Here is a 19856-nt window from a genome sequence, read left to right as displayed (position 1 = left end):
GAGTTGGTCGAGACCTTCACCATGAAACCACCGTAGCGTCAAGTTTTGCAGGCGCTGCAAGCGTCCGATCTTGATCACGCGCAAGCGATTTCGCGAAGGCGGGTCTTGGCAAGCACAGGTTGGCTGGTTAGTTCATTGCCAATCCTTTCATGCTGGTATGTCGAGGCAGAACGATGGAACTTCAAGAGCGGTTGAACGACGTGCGATCACGGATTGCGGCCGAGGAACGCGCGGCAGGTCGTCCGGCGGGTTCCGTTCAGCTCGTCGCGGTGTCGAAGACCTTCGAGGCGGACGCAATCCGACCGGCCATCGAAGCCGGACAGCGGGTTTTCGGCGAGAACCGCGTGCAGGAAAGCCAGGGCAAGTGGCCGGCGCTGAAGGCTGAGCGGCTCGATATCGAGCTGCATCTGATCGGACCGCTGCAATCGAACAAGGCGGCGGATGCCGTAGCGCTTTTCGACGTCATCGAGACGGTGGACCGGGAAAAGATCGCCCGCGCGCTTGCCGAGGAGATGAAGCGGCAAGCCAAGACGCTGCGGCTCTACGTCCAGGTCAATAGCGGGCTCGAACCGCAGAAGGCGGGCATTGCTCCTGACGACACGCCAGCCTTCGTCGCCTTCTGCCGCGACGAGCTCGGCCTTTCCATCGAAGGGTTGATGTGCATTCCGCCGGCCGAGGAAAACCCCGGGCCGCATTTCGCCCTGCTGGCAAAGCTCGCGCTCAAATGCGGCGTCGAAAAACTTTCCATGGGCATGTCGGGCGACTACGAGACGGCTATCGCCTTCGGCGCCACAAGCGTCCGCGTCGGATCGGCGATTTTCGGCGCGCGCTGATACGCGGCTTTGGTCGGGCTTCCTGTCTCGCTTCACCCCGTCTAGATTTAAGATCGAGGTTGCATGTCCTGGGGAGGAGCAAATGCAGAACGGCTATCATCAGGCCTATGCGGCCTGGAAACGCGATCCCGAAGCCTTCTGGCGCGAAGCAGCCGTCGGCATCGACTGGTTCAAGCCGCCGGAGCGGATTTTTTCGCCCAATGAGGGCGTCTATGGCCGCTGGTTCTCTGGAGCGGAAACCAATACCTGCCACAATTGCCTGGACCGGCACGTGGCTGCCGGCCGCGGCGGCGAGACAGCGGTCATCTTCGACAGCGCAATGAACGGCGAGAAGCGTCATTTCACCTATGACGAGGTGCTTCGGGATGTGATGGCCATTGCAGCAGCGCTGGTCGAGCGCGGCATCGGCAAAGGCGATCGCGTCATCCTTTATATGCCGATGGTGCCGGAGGCGGTCTTTTCCATGCTCGCCTGCGCCCGCATCGGTGCGGTTCACTCCGTCGTTTTCGGCGGGTTTGCCGCCAGCGAACTTGCGGCGCGCATCGACGATTGCGGTGCGAAGCTGGTGATCACCGCGAGCTGCGGGCTCGAGCCTGGTCGCATCGTCGCCTACAAGCCTCTGGTCGATCAGGCGATCGAGATCGCGCATTCGAAGCCGGGCCGCTGTCTGGTGCTGCAGCGGCCGGAGCTTCGGGCAGATCTCGCCAGCGGTCGCGATCAGGATTTCGAGGCGGCGGTGGCGCGGCATCGTGGCACCGAGATCAGCTGTGTCTCCGTCAAGGCGACCGATCCGCTCTACATCCTCTATACCTCGGGCACGACAGGCCAACCGAAGGGCGTCGTGCGCGACAATGGCGGCCATATGGTCGCGCTCAACTGGTCGATGCGGAATATCTACGGCTTGAAGCCGGGCGAGGTCTTCTGGACGGCTTCGGATATCGGCTGGGTCGTCGGACATTCCTATATCGTCTATGCACCGCTGCTATCAGGCGTAACCACACTGATCTTCGAGGGGAAGCCGGTCGGCACTCCGGATGCGGGCACATTCTGGCGCATTGTTTCAGAGTATCAGGTGCGGGTGCTCTTTACGGCGCCAACGGCATTCCGCGCCATCCGGCGGGAGGACGGTGACGGTGAACAGATGCGCCAATATCCCATGCCGGATCTACGGGCGCTGTTTCTGGCCGGCGAGAGGGCGGATCCCGAAACGTTGAAATGGGCGGAGCGCATGCTTGGCATACCCGTCATCGATCATTGGTGGCAGACGGAGACCGGCTGGCCGATCGCGGCAAATCCGCTCGGTCTCGGCGCCCTTCCCATCAAGCACGGTTCGCCGACACTGCCGATGCCCGGCTATGATATTGCGGTGCTCGACGATGCCGGTCACCCGATCGAGGCAGGAACACTTGGCAATATCGTCATCAAGCTGCCCTTGCCGCCCGGCTGTCTGCCGACCCTCTGGAACGCGGACGACCGATTCCGATCGGCCTATCTCGATGAGTTTCCCGGTTACTACAAGACGGCCGACGCCGGCTATGTCGATGAAGACGGCTATCTCTTCATCATGTCGCGTACCGACGACATCATCAATTGCGCCGGTCATCGGCTGTCGACCGGGGCGATGGAGGAGGTCTGCGCGCGTCATCCCGATGTCGCCGAATGCGCTGTTATCGGCGTGATCGATGTGCTGAAGGGTCAGGCGCCCTGCGGTTTCCTGGTGCTGAAACGACATGTTTCCCGGGACGCGACGGCGATCGAATCAGAGGTCGTGGCGATGATTCGTGACTCGATCGGGCCTGTCGCCGCCTTCAAGACGGCCATCACCGTTAACCGGTTGCCGAAGACACGCTCCGGCAAAATCCTGCGCGGCACGATGCAGAAGATCGCTGATGGCATACCGTGGAAAATGCCTGCAACCATTGATGATCCAACGATTTTAGAGGAAATTGCCGAGGCGCTGCGTGGGCGCGGTTTGGGCTCCCTGCCGATGTGAAATTAAACTTTCGGTAAAGCTAATTGAGGAATTGTTAACCATGTTGTTGCAAGCATTTGTTAACGGCAATGGCTTGCATAGCAGGCTTTGCATGACGCGGTCGCCGTTACCGGCCTACTGCATAATTCCTTAAATCGGAATCGATTTAAGGGCAAAATTATGCAGCAGTAGAAGTGCTACAGCGTCCTTTGCGCGTCTGAAAGACGCGCGGCGCTGTAGTCCGGATTGCCTCTTTCTCAACGATTGTGGAACGGATCATGACAAGCATCCTTACCAACAACGCTGCCATGGCAGCGCTGCAGACTTTGCGCGGCGTAAACGATAGCCTCAAGGACACCCAGGGTCGCGTTTCATCGGGTTATCGTGTCGAAAAGGCGGCTGACAATGCCGCTTACTGGTCGATTGCTACGACCATGCGTTCTGACAACAAGGCGCTTTCGGCCGTCTCCGACGCGCTCGGTCTCGGCGCGGCCAAGGTCGATACCGCCTATTCGGCCATGGATAGCGCACTCGATGTCGTCAGTGACATCAAGGCCAAGATCGTCGCCGCCACGGAAAAGGGCGTCGACAAGACGAAGATCCAGCAAGAACTCGACCAGCTGCAGGAGCAACTGCTCAGCATCGCTCAATCGGCGTCCTTCTCCGGCGAGAACTGGGTTGCCGGCGCCTCCGGCACGAAGAGCGTTGTTTCGTCCTTCGTGCGCGACGGCAGCAATGCCGTCTCCGTCAAGATGACGGACTACGTGCTTGATTCGGGCTCGCTTGGAAACGTGCTTTTCGGCATGACGAGCACCGGTGCAATCGAGACGTCCAGCGGTATCATCGGCACGGCCTTCAACGGAACCTATGGCGGCACCGTCATCGTCATGGCGTCAATATATGATCTCGACATCACCGGTTTCACCCAGGGTCAGCTTGACGCAGCCCTGACCGGTGTCGAACTGGTTCTCGGCGCTATGACCGCCGCCGGCTCGGCATTGGGCTCGATCTCGACCCGGATCCAGCTGCAGGAAACATTCGTCAGCGGTCTGCACGATTCGATCGACTCCGGCGTCGGCCGTCTGGTCGATGCCGATATGGAAGAGGAATCGAGCAAGCTCTCGGCGTTGCAGACGCAGCAGCAGCTCGCCATCCAGTCGCTATCGATCGCCAACAGTTCGGCGCAGAACATTCTCACCCTGTTCCGCAGCTAAATCGAAACAGCCAATCCGCAACAAAAAACCCCGCCGGTCAGCTCATACCGGCGGGGTTTTTTGTGAGATCTATGATGTCTCAGTACTGATCGTCGTCCTCGTCCTTCGGCGCCGAGCGCAGCGAGCTCAGCTTGCGGAAGACGGCATCGGCGTCGATTTCCTTTTCCTTTTCCTCCTCGCGCTCGTAGCTCGGGGTCAGGCGCTCGGTTTCCTGAGCCGATTGCAGCGTTGCGCCAAGCTCGGCAGCGGTCGGCAGCGGACGGCCCTTGGAGGCCTTTTCCACTTCCATGTCGAGATCAATCTGGCTGCAGAGGCCGAGCGTTACCGGATCCATCGGCGCCAAGTTGGCAGAGTTCCAGTGGGTGCGCTCGCGGATCTGCTCGATGGTCGATTTCGTCGTGCCGACCAGGCGGGAAATCTGCGCGTCCTTCAGCTCCGGATGGTTGCGAACCAGCCAGAGAATGGCGTTCGGGCGGTCCTGGCGCTTGGAAACCGGCGTATAACGCGGACCGCGGCGCTTGGATTCCGGCACCCGCACCTTCGGTTCGGAAAGCTTCAGCTTGTGGTTCGGATTGGCCTCGGCGCGGGCAATCTCGTCGCGGGAAAGCTGTCCTGTCGAGATCGGGTCGAGGCCCTTGATGCCCTGCGCCGCTTCGCCGTCGGCGATTGCCTTGACTTCGAGCGGATGCAGTTTGCAGAACTGCGCGATCTGATCGAAAGACAGTGCCGTATTGTCGACGAGCCAGATGGCGGTCGCCTTCGGCATGAGCAGTGTTTGAGCCATGGATATAGTCCTTCTATCGTCCGCGCCGGTCGCGGTCCGTGGATTGTCACCACAATGTCCGGGAAATATGCCGCTATATAACCGCACTGTCGCATAATTGCAATTCTTCCGAAATGAAATGACCTTCGTCTAATTGCCGTGACGGTGCGAACTGCTATGAATTGCCGTGATTTCAGTCCGGGCCCTTCCTAGCTCACGCGGCCCGTCGCATGTCCCATGAGGAGGAGTTGCATGTCGGAGAAGATCTATCCGGTCACGAAGCCGGTGAAGGCGCGCGCCCTGATCGATAAGGAAAAGTACCTGAAATGGTACGAGGAAAGCGTCGAGAACCCGGATAAGTTCTGGGGCAAGCACGGCAAGCGGATCGACTGGTTCAAGCCCTATACCAAGGTCAAGAACACTTCCTTTACCGGCAAGGTTTCGATCAAGTGGTTCGAGGACGGTCAGACAAACGTCTCCTATAATTGCATCGACCGCCATCTGAAAACGAATGGCGACCAGGTGGCGATCATTTGGGAAGGCGACAACCCCTATATCGATAAGAAGGTCACCTATAACGAGCTCTACGAGCATGTCTGCCGGATGGCGAATGTGTTGAAGAAGCACGGCGTCAAGAAGGGCGATCGCGTCACCATCTATATGCCGATGATCCCGGAAGCGGCCTATGCGATGCTCGCCTGCGCCCGCATCGGCGCGGTGCATTCGGTCGTCTTCGGCGGTTTCTCGCCCGAGGCGCTGGCGGGGCGTATCGTCGACTGCGAATCCACCTTCGTCATCACCTGCGACGAAGGCGTGCGCGGCGGCAAGCCAGTGCCGCTGAAGGACAATACCGATACGGCTATTCACATTGCAGCACGCCAGCACGTGATCGTGGACAAGGTTCTGGTCGTTCGCCGCACCGGCGGCAAGACCGGCTGGGCACCGGGCCGCGATCTCTGGCATCACCAGGAGGTCGCCACCGTGAAGGCGGAATGCCCGCCGGTGAAGATGAAGGCGGAAGACCCGCTGTTCATTCTTTATACCTCAGGCTCGACCGGCAAGCCGAAGGGCGTGCTGCACACGACGGGCGGTTATCTCGTCTATGCGGCGATGACGCATGAATATGTCTTCGATTATCACGACGGCGACGTCTACTGGTGTACGGCCGATGTCGGCTGGGTGACCGGCCATTCCTATATCGTCTATGGGCCGCTGGCGAACTGCGCGACGACGCTGATGTTCGAGGGCGTGCCAAATTTCCCGGATCAGGGCCGTTTCTGGGAAGTCATCGACAAACATAAGGTCAACATCTTCTATACGGCGCCAACGGCGATCCGCTCGCTGATGGGCGCCGGTGACGACTTCGTCACCCGCTCGTCGCGCTCGTCGCTGCGCCTGCTCGGCACGGTCGGCGAGCCGATCAATCCCGAGGCCTGGGAATGGTATTACAATGTCGTCGGCGACAAGCGCTGCCCTGTCATTGATACGTGGTGGCAGACGGAAACCGGCGGCCATATGATCACGCCGCTGCCTGGCGCCACCGATCTGAAACCCGGTTCGGCGACGACCCCGTTCTTCGGCATCAAGCCGCAGCTGGTCGACAATGAGGGCAAGGTGCTGGAAGGCGCGGCCGACGGCAATCTCTGCATCACCGACAGCTGGCCGGGCCAGATGCGCACGGTCTATGGCGATCACGAGCGCTTCATCCAGACCTATTTCTCTACCTACAAGGGCAAGTACTTCACCGGCGACGGCTGCCGGCGCGATGCGGATGGATATTACTGGATCACCGGCCGCGTCGACGACGTGCTGAACGTCTCCGGCCACCGGCTCGGCACGGCGGAGGTGGAATCCGCTCTCGTCTCGCACAATCTGGTCTCGGAAGCCGCGGTCGTCGGTTACCCGCATCCGATCAAGGGCCAGGGCATCTATTGCTATGTGACGCTGATGGCCGGCCACGAGGGCTCGGACGCGCTTCGCCAGGATCTGGTGAAACATGTTCGTACCGAAATCGGGCCGATCGCCGCGCCCGACAAGATCCAGTTCGCACCCGGCCTGCCGAAGACCCGCTCCGGCAAGATCATGCGCCGCATCCTGCGCAAGATCGCCGAGGATGATTTCGGGGCGCTCGGCGACACCTCGACGCTTGCCGATCCGGCAGTCGTCGACGATCTGATCGCCAACCGGCAGAACAAGGCGACCGCCTGATCGATCGAGCCGCTCCAGCCCGTTCGGGCTTCCGGGGCGGCTCGCTTTGCTTGCGCATTGTTGCTGCGTGGTTTGCGGCCTCCAGTATATCCGGGGGCGAAACCCCGGAGAGAAGATTGCCGGCGAGGTTACTCCTGTCGCCAAAATGTCGTTAGCCGGATTCTCGGCCACGACGAGGGGAACCAATAGGAATATCGACTTAGAAATCGATCGCTCGGCCATTGATTTCGTAGTCGCCGAAGCGCGCCGGCTCGGCTCCGCCGCGGCCGCCGAGCTCAGGCGGCAACTCCAGCGGTTTCTGTTTCTTTCGCCGCTCTTCGGCTTCGGCAAGGGCGCGTCTGGCAGCCGGGGACAGTATCTTGCGCGGCGGCTCTGTTCCCTCGGCCGTCGGCGTTTCGCTATTGTCGTTATCGGCGTCCTGCATGGCCGTCTCCTGCCGGAATATATTGAAAATGGCTGGTGAATAACCAAATCATAAAGCGCCTGTGCCGGGATTGAAAGCTTGTGACGCCGAAATCGGAGATGGAGATCCGCAATGAACCTCGTTCGCACTGCCATGTTGCTTGCCTTCATGACGGCGCTTTTCATGTTTGTCGGCTTCCTGATCGGTGGTCGGACCGGCATGATGATCGCGTTCGTCATTGCCGCCGGCATGAATTTCTTCTCCTACTGGAATTCCGACCGCATGGTGCTTTCGGCTTATCGCGCCCAGGAGGTCGACGAGCGCAATGCGCCGGAACTCTTCCGGATCGTGCGCGATCTCGCCCGCAATGCCGGCCTGCCGATGCCGAAGGTCTATCTCTACGACAGTCCGCAGCCGAATGCCTTCGCCACCGGCCGCAATCCCGATAACGCCGCCGTCGCCGCCTCGACCGGCCTGCTCAGCGCCCTGTCTCCCGAGGAAGTCGCAGGCGTGATGGCGCATGAGCTGGCCCACATCCAGAACCGCGACACGCTGACGATGACGATCACGGCAACACTTGCCGGTGCGATCTCGATGCTCGGCAACTTCGCCTTCTTCCTCGGCGGCAACCGTGAGAACAACAACAATCCGCTCGGCTTCGTCGGCGTCATCGTTGCGATGATCGTGGCGCCGCTCGCCGCCATGCTGGTGCAGATGGCGATCAGCCGGACGCGCGAATATTCGGCCGACCGCAGCGGCGCCGAAATCTGCGGTAATCCGCTCTGGCTCGCTTCGGCGCTCGGCAAGATCGCGCGCGGCGCTGCCCACGTGCCGAATGCGGATGCCGAGCGCAACCCGGCGACGGCGCATATGTTCATCATCAATCCGCTCTCCGGCGAGCGCATGGACAATCTGTTTTCCACGCATCCGAACACGGAAAACCGCATCGCTGCGCTGCAGGACATGGCGCAAAGCAGCATGAATGTCTCGACGTCGCCGGCTCGTGCTGCTAATCCGTCGCGCAAATCGCGCTCTGTTCCGGATACGGGTCTTGGTCGCGGTGGTTCGCAACCGCCAAAAGGTCCGTGGTCTTGAATTCAGACGGCACGAAGAAGCCATTCCGCAAGCATAAGCCCTCCACTGAGCGCTCTGCGCCTGATAAGCCTGGCCTGCAGGCCCGCGCTGCGGCGGCAAAAATTCTTGCCGCCGTCGTTGACCGCAAGCTGCCGCTCGATGGCGCTCTCGATCATGAACACGGCAATCCGGCCTATAGGGCGCTCGGCGAAAGCGACCGGGCGCTCGTCCGTGCCATCCTGAACACGACGCTGCGCCATTTGCCGCGTATCGATGCCGCAATTACCGGGCTGTTGGAATCGCCGCTGCCGGAGGGGGCAAGGGCGCTGCATCACGTGCTCGCAATCGGGGCGTCCCAGATCCTCTATCTCGACGTGCCGGATCATTCGGCTGTCGATCTCGCCGTCGAGCAGGCCAATCAGGATCCGCGCAATCGCCGTTTCGCCAAGCTGGTCAATGCCATCCTCCGGCGGCTTGGCCGCGAGAAGGAGCAGGTGCTCGATGAGATCGGCAAGGTCGCGCCCATGCCGGCCTGGTTCATCGCCAGGCTGGAAAGGGCCTATGGTCGGGACGCGGCGCTGGCGATTTCGGAATCCCAGCTCGAACCGGCTGCAATCGATCTGACCGTCAAGTCCGACCCCGAAGGCTGGGCGAAGCGGCTGAACGGCGTCGTCCTGCCCACTGGCGGCGTGCGGCTCGCCGCTTTCGACGGCGGCATCCCTTCTGTCGAAGGTTTCGACGAGGGCGCGTGGTGGGTCCAGGATGCGGCGGCAAGCATCCCGGCGAAGCTTTTCGGCGATCTCTCGGGCAAACGCACCGCCGATCTCTGTGCCGCGCCCGGCGGCAAGACGGCGCAGCTCATCCTTGCCGGCGGCGCAGTCACCGCACTCGACCAGTCGGAAAATCGGCTAAGACGGCTGCGGTCGAATCTCGACCGGCTCGGCCTCAAGGCGGAGACGATTGCGGCAGATCTGACGACATTCGAGCCGGCGGAGCGTTTCGATGCGATTCTGCTCGATGCTCCCTGCTCTTCTACCGGCACGACACGCCGGCACCCTGACGTGTTGTGGACCAAGGGGCCTGAGGATATCGCCAGGCTGGCGGCGCTGCAGGAACGGCTGCTGCGGCATGCGCTGACATTGCTGAAGCCGGGTGGCACGTTGGTTTTTTCGAATTGTTCGCTCGATCCTGTCGAGGGTGAGGACGTCGTCGCCCGTGTACTTTCCGATACGGATGCGGTCGAGCGCGTTCCGATCGGCGCCGGGGACTGGCCCGGCCTTGAGGCAGCGATCACGCCGCTCGGCGAATTCCGCACGCTTCCCACGATGCTGAAAATGCCTGAAGGCATTGCCTCCGGCCTCGACGGCTTCTATGCGGCCGTGCTGCGGCGCGTGGCCTGATTGCAAGGCTTGAGCGCTCGCGGTGAGCCTCGGCTATACGAGGTGTTTCATAGCCTCGTTTCACGCATGCCGCTCTCCAAAACCGCCCGCATGATTTCAGGTGAAACGCGTTAATGTGCGTATATTCGAACCTTGTCACGAATTAATTCATTGCGGACGATGAAATCGGCCACTTTTCACCTATTCTTAACCACGAGGGTCAATAGACAATAGAATATGCAGTCCGGTCGGCGTTTTGCGAGCATGTATGTTCGGGAGGCTTGGCGGCGCGCCTTGCGCCGCGTCGCGTTGCTGCGCCTGAAGCTCTTTCGTCATTCGATCAAGGTGCCCGAGCGTCTGATCGTCGCGCCGACCGATCTCCGCAGCATCGATCCGCATGTGGCTGACGAGATCCTCAACGGACGGTTTCTCCTGGCCGGGCGCATGCTGGAAACCAACGAGAAGTCTCCCTTCACCTTCACCCTGCCCTCGCGCCCCTTCGCGATCCGTCTTCATAGCTTCGGCTGGCTGCGGCATATGCGGGCGAACAAGACGGAGCGTAGTTCGGCTGCCGCCCGCGCGATCGTCGACAGCTGGCTTTCCATCCATGCCGGCCGCATGGAGGGGATTGCCTGGGAGACCGACGTCACCGCCCAACGCGTTATCGCCTGGCTGTCGCATTCGCCGGTGGTGCTGCAGAACGCCGACCGTGGCTTCTATCGCCGCTTCATGAAGTCGCTGGCGTTCCAGGTGAGATTCCTGCACCGCATGGCGCCGTTTACTCTCGGCGGCTTGGAGCTGTTTCGGCTGCGGATCGCGCTCGCCATGGCCTCCGTCGCCATGCCGGCGCGCGCCTCTACGCTGAGAAGGGCGGCACAAGCGCTCGACCGCGAATTCGATAGCCAGATTCTATCGGATGGCGGCCATGTGTCGCGCAATCCGCGCGTCGGGCTGGAATTGCTGCTCGATCTGCTGCCGCTCAGGCAGACCTATGTCAATCTCGGCCATGACCTGCCGCAGAAGCTGATCTCCGGCATAGATCGGATATATCCGGCATTGCGGTTTTTTCGCCATCAGGACGGGGATCTGGCGCTCTTCAACGGGGCGACCTCGACGCTCGCAAATGAGCTGATGTCCGTGCTGCGATATGACGAGACCGCCGGCCAGCCTTTCAAGGCTTTGCCGCATTCGCGCTATCAGCGGCTTTCGGGGGGCAAGACGGTGATCATTGCAGATACCGGCACGCCGCCTTCGGGAGGCGCGCTTCGGACAGTGCATGCCGGCAGCCTCTCCTTCGAGATGTCGTCCGGCCGCCATCGCTTCATCGTCAATTCCGGTTCGCCGAAATTTGCCGGACACCGCTATGTCCAGATGGCGCGCACAACGGCGGCACATTCGACTGTCATCCTCAACGATACTTCGTCCAGCCGTTTTTCGCCCTCACCCTTCCTTAGTCACGCGATTACCGAACCGGTGAGAACAATCACTGTCGAGCGTGCCGAAACCGAGGACGGACGCGACGGCATCAAGCTCAGCCATGACGGTTATGTCAGGGTGTTCGGGGTGCTGCACGAGCGTGAGCTGACGCTCAATGCCGCAGGCTCGATCGTGACAGGCCGCGACCGGCTCGTCGTCCGCGAAGGATATGAACATGACGAGCCTCTGAAGGCCGTCGCCCGTTTTCATATCCATCCCTCGATCGTCCTGCATCAGAGTGACGGAGAGTCCGTGCTGCTGACGGCGCCGGACGGCGAAAGCTGGTTGTTTTCGGCGCCCGGCAATGAAGTGCTGATCGCCGAGGACATTTTCTTTGCCGACAGCTCCGGCATCTGCGGTTCGGACCAGATCGAAATCGACTTCGATCTTGCCGAGAAGACAGAAATCCGCTGGTTCCTATCTCGTAAAAGCTAGAGGTGGATGATTTTAGGCCGAGTGGCCAAAGATTGGGATCGCATCCACATCAAAGAAGTAAGGTATGATGCGATCCAAAAATGGCTCGTGCTTTTCGACATCTGCTCTGCCGCCTGTTTGCGTGGCGGCAAACCTGTGCTAACGCGGCGCCAGCATGCGAACATCCCTTGCGGATGTCCTCCCGAAGCCCGAACGGAGAAGGTTTCATGGCCGTCATTTCCAAAAAGATCCCCGCCCCCGACAAGGTCGAAATCAAGACCGCGCTCATCTCCGTCTTCGACAAGACCGGGATCGTCGAACTCGCCCACGCCTTGTCTGCCAGAGGTGTGCGCCTGCTCTCGACCGGCGGCACCTATAAAGCGATCACTGCTGCCGGTCTTGCCGTCACGGATGTCTCCGAAATTACCGGTTTTCCCGAGATCATGGACGGGCGCGTCAAGACGTTGCACCCCATGGTGCATGGCGGCCTGCTGGCGATCCGTGACGACAGCGAACACCAGGAAGCGATGAAAACGCATGGCATCGAGGGCATCGACCTCGCCGTCATCAACCTCTATCCGTTCGAGGAGGTGCGCGCCGCCGGCGGCGACTATCCGACGACGGTCGAAAATATCGACATCGGCGGTCCGGCGATGATCCGCGCATCGGCCAAGAACCATGCCTATGTGACGACCCTGACCGATCCGGCCGATTATGCCGAACTGCTGGAGCAGCTTTCCGCAGATGACGGCAAGACCGCCTATGCCTTCCGCCAGCGTATGGCCGCCAAGGCCTATGCCCGCACCGCCGCCTATGATGCAATGATCTCCAACTGGTTCGCCGAGGCGCTGTCCATCGACACGCCGCGCCACCGGGTCATCGGCGGTGCGCTGAAGGAAGAGATGCGCTATGGCGAAAACCCGCACCAGAAGGCCGCCTTCTACGTGACCGGCGAGAAGCGTCCGGGTGTTTCGACGGCCGCTCTTCTCCAGGGCAAGCAGCTCTCCTACAACAATATCAACGATACGGATGCGGCCTACGAACTGGTCGCCGAGTTCCTGCCTGAGAAGGCGCCGGCCTGCGCCATCATCAAGCATGCCAATCCCTGCGGCGTCGCCACCGGATCGAGCCTAGTCGAGGCCTATCGGCGGGCGCTCGCCTGCGATTCCGTTTCCGCCTTCGGCGGCATCATCGCGCTCAACCAGACGCTGGATGCCGAAACGGCCGAAGAGATCGTCAAGCTCTTCACCGAAGTGATCATCGCGCCGGATGTCACGGAGGAGGCGAAGGTGATCGTCGCCCGCAAACCGAACCTGCGACTGTTGTCTGCCGGTGGCCTGCCCGATCCGCGTGCCGCGGGCCTGACGGCAAAGACCGTTTCCGGGGGCCTGCTCGTCCAGAGCCGCGACAACGGCATGGTCGAGGATCTGGAACTCAAAGTCGTCACCAAGCGCGCACCGACGGCGCAGGAACTTGATGACATGAAGTTCGCCTTCAAGGTCGGCAAACATGTGAAGTCGAACGCCGTGGTCTATGCCAAGGACGGCCAGACGGCCGGCATCGGCGCCGGCCAGATGAGCCGCGTCGATTCCGCTCGCATCGCCGCGCTGAAGGCCGAAGAGGCCGCCAAGGCGCTTGGCCTCGCAGTGCCGATGACACACGGGTCGGCGGTCGCCTCCGAAGCGTTCCTGCCTTTTGCCGACGGTCTTCTGTCGATGATCGCCGCAGGGGCGACGGCGGTAATTCAGCCGGGCGGTTCGATGCGCGACCAGGAGGTCATCGATGCCGCCAATGAACACGGCGTTGCGATGGTCTTCACCGGCATGCGTCATTTCCGGCACTGAATGAGGATTGGGCGCGGTCACGCGCTCATCTCCGGCTTGATCGGGCTCGTTCCTATGCCCGATCGGCCGGATAGGGCGTGCGGATCAGGAGCACCAGTCCGCCGGCGAGAAACAGGATCAGCGTTGCCATTCCGAGCCGCGGTGATCCGCTCATATAGGTCACCAGCGAGAAGAGCAGCGTCGCCATGAAACTGGTGGCGCGGCCCGAAAGCGCGTAGATGCCGAAGTAGCGGCCGGCTTCCTCCGGACTGACGCTGCGGGCGAGATAGGAGCGCGACGAGGCCTGCACCGGCCCGAAGGCGAGCCCGATCAGCAGACCGTAGAGGATATAGGCCTTTTCCGCAGCCGTGCCGAAGAGGCCGCCGGAATCGGCTGTCGGCAGCGGCATCAGTCCGAACAGGGTGTAACCCGGTCCTGTCGAGATGATGCCGATGGTGGCGAGAAGCAGCATGGTGAGGCTGATGACGACGGTCACCTTCGAACCGACGCTCTTGTCGACGCGGCCGGCGATCAGGCAGCCGAAGATCGCGACAACATTCAGGATGATGCCGTAGATGCCGATTTCGATCGTCGCCCAGCCGAACATGCCGGCCGCGAAGATACCGCCAAGGATCAGCAGGCCGTTGACGCCGTCTTGATAGATCATCCGGGCGATGAGGAATGTCAGGATGCCGCGACGCTCTCTGAGTTCGCCAAGCGTGTTTCTGAGTTCCCGCAAGCCGGAGCGGACGGCGGTACCGAAGGGAAGACCCCTGCCGACATCCGGCGTGAAGAAGAACATCGGCAGGATGAAGATCAGATACCAGACGGCCGAGATCGGCCCGGTGATGCGTGCATCCTGGCCGGTCTGAGGATCGAGGCCGAATAGGGGATCGAGGCCGAGGATGGTCTTGCCGCTCTCCGGGCTCGCCGCCAAAAGCGTCACGACGGCAATGAGCACGATGATGCCGCCGAGGTAACCGAGCCCCCAGGCGGTGTTGGAGAGCTTGCCGACCTCGTGCTTGCCGACCAGGCGCGGCATCATCGAATCATTGAAGACGATCGAAAACTCGGCCGAGATCGAGGCGAGGATCATGAAAATGACGGGATAGACAACAGGTGAACCGGGGGCGGCAAACCATAGGCAGGAGAGGCTGGCGATCTTGATGATCGCGAAGAAGCCGATCCAGGGTTTGCGTGCGCCGGACTGGTCGGCGATCGAGCCGAGAACGGGTGAGAGCAGGGCGATAATCACCGAGGAGATCGTCGCCATGTTGCTCCACGTCGTCTGCGCGGAAACCGGGTCATCGGTCAGGCGGGAAACGAAATAGGGCCCGAAGATAAAGGTTGTGACGACGGTAAAGAAGGGCTGTGCTGCCCAGTCGAAGAACATCCACCCCCAGATGCCCTTCTCCGTGGCCTTCGGCGGTTGCGTTCCTGTCCAGTCAATGCGATTCAACATCCGCTCCTTGTTTTGACGCGGACTGTCTCACCTCGCCCGGTCGCGCGCAAGATCGGTCAGGATACCTGCAGCAACGGTAATACGCGCGAGATTGGGATCGCCGCCGTCGCTGAGGCTTGAAAGCTCCTCGAGGATGCGGTTGATGCGGATGCGATCCTGCGCATGCCAGGCTTGAACGGGAAGCTTTTCCTTGCCGTGATCGGAAAGGGCCGAGATGACGATGTCGCGCCTTGCGCTGGCGATTTGGTCGATGCTGCGGGCAAGCGCCAGATTCTCGTAATGGTCTGAGGTGAGGATCCGCCCGCCCGCCGCCAGCAGCCTGCCGATACGGAAGGTTTGCGACACAGCGATGTAGTTCTCGGCGGCGCGCACCAGGGGTTCGCCGGTGCGTTCGGCGATCTGCATGATCTCCGGCACCAGTGCGAAGATCGGGAGGCTGGCGATCTCGGCCGCGAGTTTTTCGGGCAGGCCCGCCTGGCTGTACTCCGCCTGACGCACGGCGACCTCGCCGGCCAACTGTCCGGCGAAGGCGGTTTTCAGCCTCCTCAGGGCCGCCTGCAGCCGGCTAATCACTTCCGCCATATCGACCTTGGTCATGCCCGTCTTCAGCAGCAGGCGCGTCAGTACGACAAAGCTGTGGCTGATCTCCTCGTAGATGCGGTTCTGCATCTCGCCTGATATCTTGCCGTCCAGGGCGTCCGTTTCGGCCCAAAGGCGGGTCAGATCGAAACCGTCGCGGGCAACGATTGCGGCGCGCACAACTTCCGGTGCCGAAGCTGCCGTCGCGTCCATCATGGCGACGGTGAAGCTTGGCCCGCCACGGTTGATCGCTTCGTTGGCAAGCACGGTCGCGACGATTTCGCGCTTCAGGCGGTGGTTGGCGATATCGCCGGCATTCGACTTCTGCATCTTCACGGGGAAATAATTCAAAAGCGTTGCGATGAAATAGGGATCGTCAGGCAGGTCGCTTGCGGCCAGCGCATCGAAGAGCACGATCTTGGCATAAGACACCAGCACGCCGATTTCCGGCCGCGTCAGCGGCTTGCCGGCCGCATAGCGTTCGGCGAGGGTCTGGTCGTCCGGCAGCGTCTCGACCTTGCGGTTCAGCTGGCCGGCGCCCTCAAGCACGCTCATGAAGCGGCCAAGCTGCAGACCGTTTGCCGTGCCCTTGCGTTCCGTCAGGGAGATCGCCAGCGACTGCAGGTAGTTGTTGCGCAGCACCAGGGTCGCTACCTCGCCGGTCATCGATGAAAGAAGCTGGTCGCGTTTTGCGCGCGTCAGGTGTCCGTCATGCATGGCGGCTGCCAGCGCGATCTTGATATTGACCTCGACGTCCGAGGTGTTGACGCCGGCTGAGTTGTCGATGGCGTCGGAATTGCAGCGCCCGCCCTTCAGTCCGTAGGCGATGCGGCCTTTCTGGGTAACGCCGAGGTTTGCGCCCTCGCCGATCACCTTGGCGCGCACCTCCACCGCGGTGATGCGGATCGGGTCATTGGCGCGGTCGCCGACTTCGGTGTCGGTTTCGGACGGGGCTTTCACATAGGTGCCGATGCCGCCGAACCAGAGCAGGTCGACCGGGCTCTTCAGGATCGCCATCATGATCTCGAAGGGCGTGGCCACGGCCTTGTCGATACCGATCGCGGCAACCGCTTCCGGCGTCAGCGTGACCGATTTCGCTGCGCGGGAAATGATCATCGCACCTTTCGACAGCACGCTCTTGTCGAAATCCTGCCAGCTTGAACGCGGCAGGTCGAAAAGCCGTTGGCGTTCGGCCAGCGTCTTTTCCATATCGGGGTCGGGATCGATGATGATGTCGCGGTGATCGAAGGCGGCAATGAGCCGGATCTTGGGAGAGAGCAGCATGCCGTTGCCGAAGACGTCGCCCGACATGTCGCCGACGCCGGCAACGGTGAAGGGCGTGGTCTGGATATCGATGTCCATTTCACGGAAATGGCGTTTCACGGTTTCCCAGGCGCCGCGGGCAGTGATGCCCATCTTTTTATGGTCGTAACCGGCCGAGCCGCCGGAGGCAAAGGCGTCGTCCAGCCAGAAGCCGGCTTCCTGCGCCAGTGCATTGGCGGTGTCGGAGAAGGTCGCGGTGCCCTTGTCGGCGGCGACGACGAAATAGGGGTCGTCGCCATCGAGCCTGACCGTATCTTTCGGCGGCACGATATCGGCGCCGGATATATTGTCGGTGATCGAAAGCAGCGTGCGGATATAGGTCTTGTAAGCCTCGCGGCCGGCATTGAAGATCTCGTCGCGGCTGCCGCCGACGGGAAGCTTCTTTGGATAGAAACCGCCCTTGGCGCCGACCGGCACGATCACCGCGTTCTTGACCTGCTGGGCCTTGACGAGGCCGAGCACTTCGGTGCGGTAATCCTCGGCGCGATCCGACCAGCGCAGGCCGCCGCGCGCCACCTTGCCGAAGCGCAGGTGCACGCCCTCCACCTCGACGCCATAGACGAACATCTCGCGGAAGGGTTTCGGCTGCGGCAATCCGTCCACCAGATGCGGATCGAGCTTGAAGGCCAGCATCGGCTTCGGCGAGCCATCCGGGTTCTTCTGGAAATAATTGGTGCGTAGCGTCGCATCGACGATATTGACGTAGCGGCGCAGGATACGGTCGTCGTCGAGGCTCGGCACGTCGGCAAGCTCGGCTTCGATCGCCCGGTGCAGTTCGGCAAGCTTCTTGACGCGCCCCTTCTCCGAAAGCCTGGTGTCGAGCGTGTCATGGAAGAGACGAAAGATAGCAGCGGCGACACCAGGATATTTGTCGAGGGTCGTCGCGATATAATCCTGCGAATAGGCGATGCCGGCTTGACGGAGATAACGCGCATAGGCGCGCAGAACGTTCGTCTCGCGCGCGGAGAGCCCGGCTGAAAGGATCAGCCGGTTGAAGCTGTCATTGTCGATCGTGCCGGCGAAGGCGGCGACGAAGGCTTCCTCGAGGGCGGCGCCGTAACGCTGCAGATCGATTTCGTCGCCGTTGCGGGCCTCGAGTTCCATGTCGTGCAGCACGACGAGTTTGGTTTCTCCATCAGCGGCAGGCACCCCGATGTCGAAGGTGCGTTCGCTGACGACATTGAAGCCGAGATTCTCGAGAAGCGGCACCCGGCGCGACAGCGCCAGCTGGCCGCCGGCGTGAAAGATTTTCAAGGAAAGGGTGCGGCCCTGTTCTTCCTGACGATGGTAGAACTGGATGCGAAGCGGCTCGCCGGCGGCGCAGGCGCCGATATCGGCGAGGTCGGCCACGGTTTCCTCCGGAGTGAAGGAATCCTGGAAGGCTTGGTCGACCGATATCTTCGGCGCCTTGGCCCCGGCCAGCGCCTCGAAACGGTCGTCCCAGCGGGCGGTGATCTCGCGGATCACCTGCTCGAGTTTTGCCTGCGGAATGCGTGGCGTCTTGCCGCCCGAGCGGCCGATGATGAAATGCACGCGCGCCACGCCCCCCTCCGGGAAAGCCGGGTAATAAGCGGAGACACGGCCGTCATAGACAGTCTTCAGATAGGTGCCGATCCGTTCGCGTACGATCGAGTCATATTCCTCGCGCGGCACGTAGATGATTACCGAGACGAAGCGGTCGAAATGGTCGATGCGCGGCAGGACGCGCACGCGCGGCCGATCGGCCAGGTCGTTGATCTGTTCGGCAAAACTTGCAAGCAGCGTCGTGTCGATCTGGAAAAGGTCGTCGCGCGGATAGGATTCCAGCGTGTTGTCGAGCATGCGGCCGGAATGGCTCATCGGGTCGAAGCCGAAATGTTCCTTCACTTTCTCGATCTTGGAACGCAGCAGCGGGATTTCGGAGGCGAGCGACGTATAGGCCGTCGACGTGAAAAGGCCGACGATGCGCAGTTCGCCGGTGACGTTGCCCTCAGCGTCGAAGCGCTTGACGCCGACATAATCCATATAGGCGCGGCGATGGACGATCGATTTCACATTCGCCTTGGTGACGATCAGGAAGTCGGGGCCGTCGAGGAAGGCAAGGATCTCCGGCGTTGTCGTGACGGCGTCTTTGCCGGTGCGCAGCACCAGAACATCGGGATTGGAAAGGATGCCGAGGCCAGCACCCTTGTCGCGTTCGACCTTGGCATCGATCCCCTTGCCGGAATAGACATATTCCCGCATGCCGAGGAAAGTGAAATTCTCATCGCGCAGCCAGGTCAGGAAAGCGACGGCTTCGTCGCGATCGGCCTTTTTCCGGCTGGCGCCATTGGCCGCGAGCTCTGCGATCACTCCGTCGATCTTGGAAAGCATCGGCTTCCAGTCGGAAACCGACAGGCGGACCTGTTCGAGCACTTTTTCGATGCGTTTGACGAGATCGGCGGCCTGGGCGGAATTGAGCGGCGCGACATGAAGCTGGATATGGCTGACGCGGTTGGCCGGATCGCTTGGGTGATCGGCGGAATAAAGCGCCGGCGCCTTGCCCTTTTCCATGATCAGGATGGGATGCACGGCCATGAACAGGTCGCGATAGGTGCTCGTCACTTCGCCCATGACCGATTCAAAAAGAAAAGGCATGTTCTGGTCGGTGACTGAAAGCACCGAGACCGCGATGCCGTCAGGCGTCATATCGGCAATGGTGTCGATGCTGACGCAGGGCGCCTTGCCCTTCCAGGCGGCGAGTTCCTTTGCCGAATGTACGGCGGAGAGTGCCAGCATTTCCGGCGTGTAGAGTTCGAGATCGTCATTGCTTGCCCGGCCGAAGAGAATTTCCGGATCGAGATGCGCCTCACCCGTCGCCTTGGCGATCTTGCGCGCGCTTTCGATCTGCTTTTCCCGTTTCGGATTGTTTCTGGCAGCCATGGATCGCCTCCCTCAATGTCTGATTTTTCGCA

At 61.3% G+C, this 19856-nt stretch carries 12 protein-coding genes; 8 read left to right on the top strand and 4 right to left on the bottom strand.

The genetic code is table 11. The features are described 5' to 3' along the window. The first annotated feature begins 173 nt into the window (after window positions 1-173). The 3 genes from J3P73_RS24490 (at window position 174) to J3P73_RS24480 (ending at window position 4019) form a co-directional block, all read left to right on the top strand. Window positions 174-833 carry a YggS family pyridoxal phosphate-dependent enzyme gene (locus J3P73_RS24490; protein WP_024322909.1) on the top strand — a complete coding sequence of 220 codons (660 nt, stop codon included), beginning with the start codon at window positions 174-176 and terminating at the stop codon, window positions 831-833. A gap of 82 nt (window positions 834-915) precedes the next feature. Beyond that, on the top strand, window positions 916-2826 hold the full coding sequence (locus J3P73_RS24485; protein WP_130693019.1) for a propionyl-CoA synthetase: 1911 nt from the start codon (window positions 916-918) through the stop codon (window positions 2824-2826). Window positions 2827-3083: 257 nt separating this feature from the next. Beyond that, window positions 3084-4019, top strand: a complete 936-nt coding sequence (locus J3P73_RS24480; protein ID WP_018068942.1) for a flagellin N-terminal helical domain-containing protein — start codon at window positions 3084-3086, stop codon at window positions 4017-4019. 79 nt (window positions 4020-4098) lie between these two features. Here J3P73_RS24480 and J3P73_RS24475 read toward each other — a convergent pair whose 3' ends face one another. Then, window positions 4099-4803, bottom strand: coding sequence for a DUF1013 domain-containing protein (locus J3P73_RS24475; protein WP_007632151.1), 705 nt, complete (start codon window positions 4801-4803; stop codon window positions 4099-4101). A gap of 231 nt (window positions 4804-5034) precedes the next feature. On the opposite strand from J3P73_RS24475, the gene acs reads away from it, so the two are divergent. Next, on the top strand, window positions 5035-6990 hold the full coding sequence (acs, locus tag J3P73_RS24470; protein WP_130688574.1) for an acetate--CoA ligase: 1956 nt from the start codon (window positions 5035-5037) through the stop codon (window positions 6988-6990). Window positions 6991-7189: 199 nt separating this feature from the next. On the opposite strand, the gene J3P73_RS24465 is transcribed toward acs, so the two are convergent. Then, window positions 7190-7414: a DUF1674 domain-containing protein gene (locus J3P73_RS24465; protein WP_024320553.1), complete on the bottom strand. Its 225-nt coding sequence runs from the start codon at window positions 7412-7414 to the stop codon at window positions 7190-7192. Window positions 7415-7525: 111 nt separating this feature from the next. On the opposite strand from J3P73_RS24465, the gene htpX reads away from it, so the two are divergent. From htpX to purH, 4 genes are all read left to right on the top strand, one after another. After that, window positions 7526-8488, top strand: a complete 963-nt coding sequence (gene htpX / locus J3P73_RS24460; protein ID WP_130693018.1) for a zinc metalloprotease HtpX — start codon at window positions 7526-7528, stop codon at window positions 8486-8488. Further along, window positions 8479-9867 (top strand): RsmB/NOP family class I SAM-dependent RNA methyltransferase, encoded by a 1389-nt coding sequence (locus tag J3P73_RS24455; protein WP_024320551.1) that lies wholly within the window; start codon window positions 8479-8481, stop codon window positions 9865-9867. The genes htpX and J3P73_RS24455 overlap by 10 nt, the downstream gene beginning before the upstream one ends. Before the next feature lie 216 nt (window positions 9868-10083). Beyond that, complete coding sequence (locus tag J3P73_RS24450) at window positions 10084-11757, top strand: heparinase II/III family protein (RefSeq protein WP_024320550.1); 1674 nt, start codon at window positions 10084-10086, stop codon at window positions 11755-11757. 206 nt (window positions 11758-11963) lie between these two features. Further along, entirely contained in the window at window positions 11964-13580 is a 1617-nt protein-coding gene (purH, locus tag J3P73_RS24445) for a bifunctional phosphoribosylaminoimidazolecarboxamide formyltransferase/IMP cyclohydrolase (RefSeq protein WP_024320549.1), read from the top strand. Between the two features lie 52 nt (window positions 13581-13632). Here the strand turns inward: purH and J3P73_RS24440 are convergent, their stop codons facing one another. After that, window positions 13633-15021, bottom strand: coding sequence for an MFS transporter (locus J3P73_RS24440; protein WP_024320548.1), 1389 nt, complete (start codon window positions 15019-15021; stop codon window positions 13633-13635). A gap of 27 nt (window positions 15022-15048) precedes the next feature. Next, a complete protein-coding gene (locus J3P73_RS24435) occupies window positions 15049-19824 on the bottom strand; it encodes an NAD-glutamate dehydrogenase (protein ID WP_130682636.1) in 4776 nt (1591 codons plus the stop codon). Between the last annotated feature and the right edge of the window lie 32 nt (window positions 19825-19856).

The sequence above is a fragment of the Rhizobium ruizarguesonis genome (assembly GCF_017357285.1).
Lineage (GTDB): Bacteria > Pseudomonadota > Alphaproteobacteria > Rhizobiales > Rhizobiaceae > Rhizobium > Rhizobium ruizarguesonis.
Note: the sequence above shows the minus strand (reverse complement) of the source record. Positions and strands in the feature narration are given on the sequence as shown.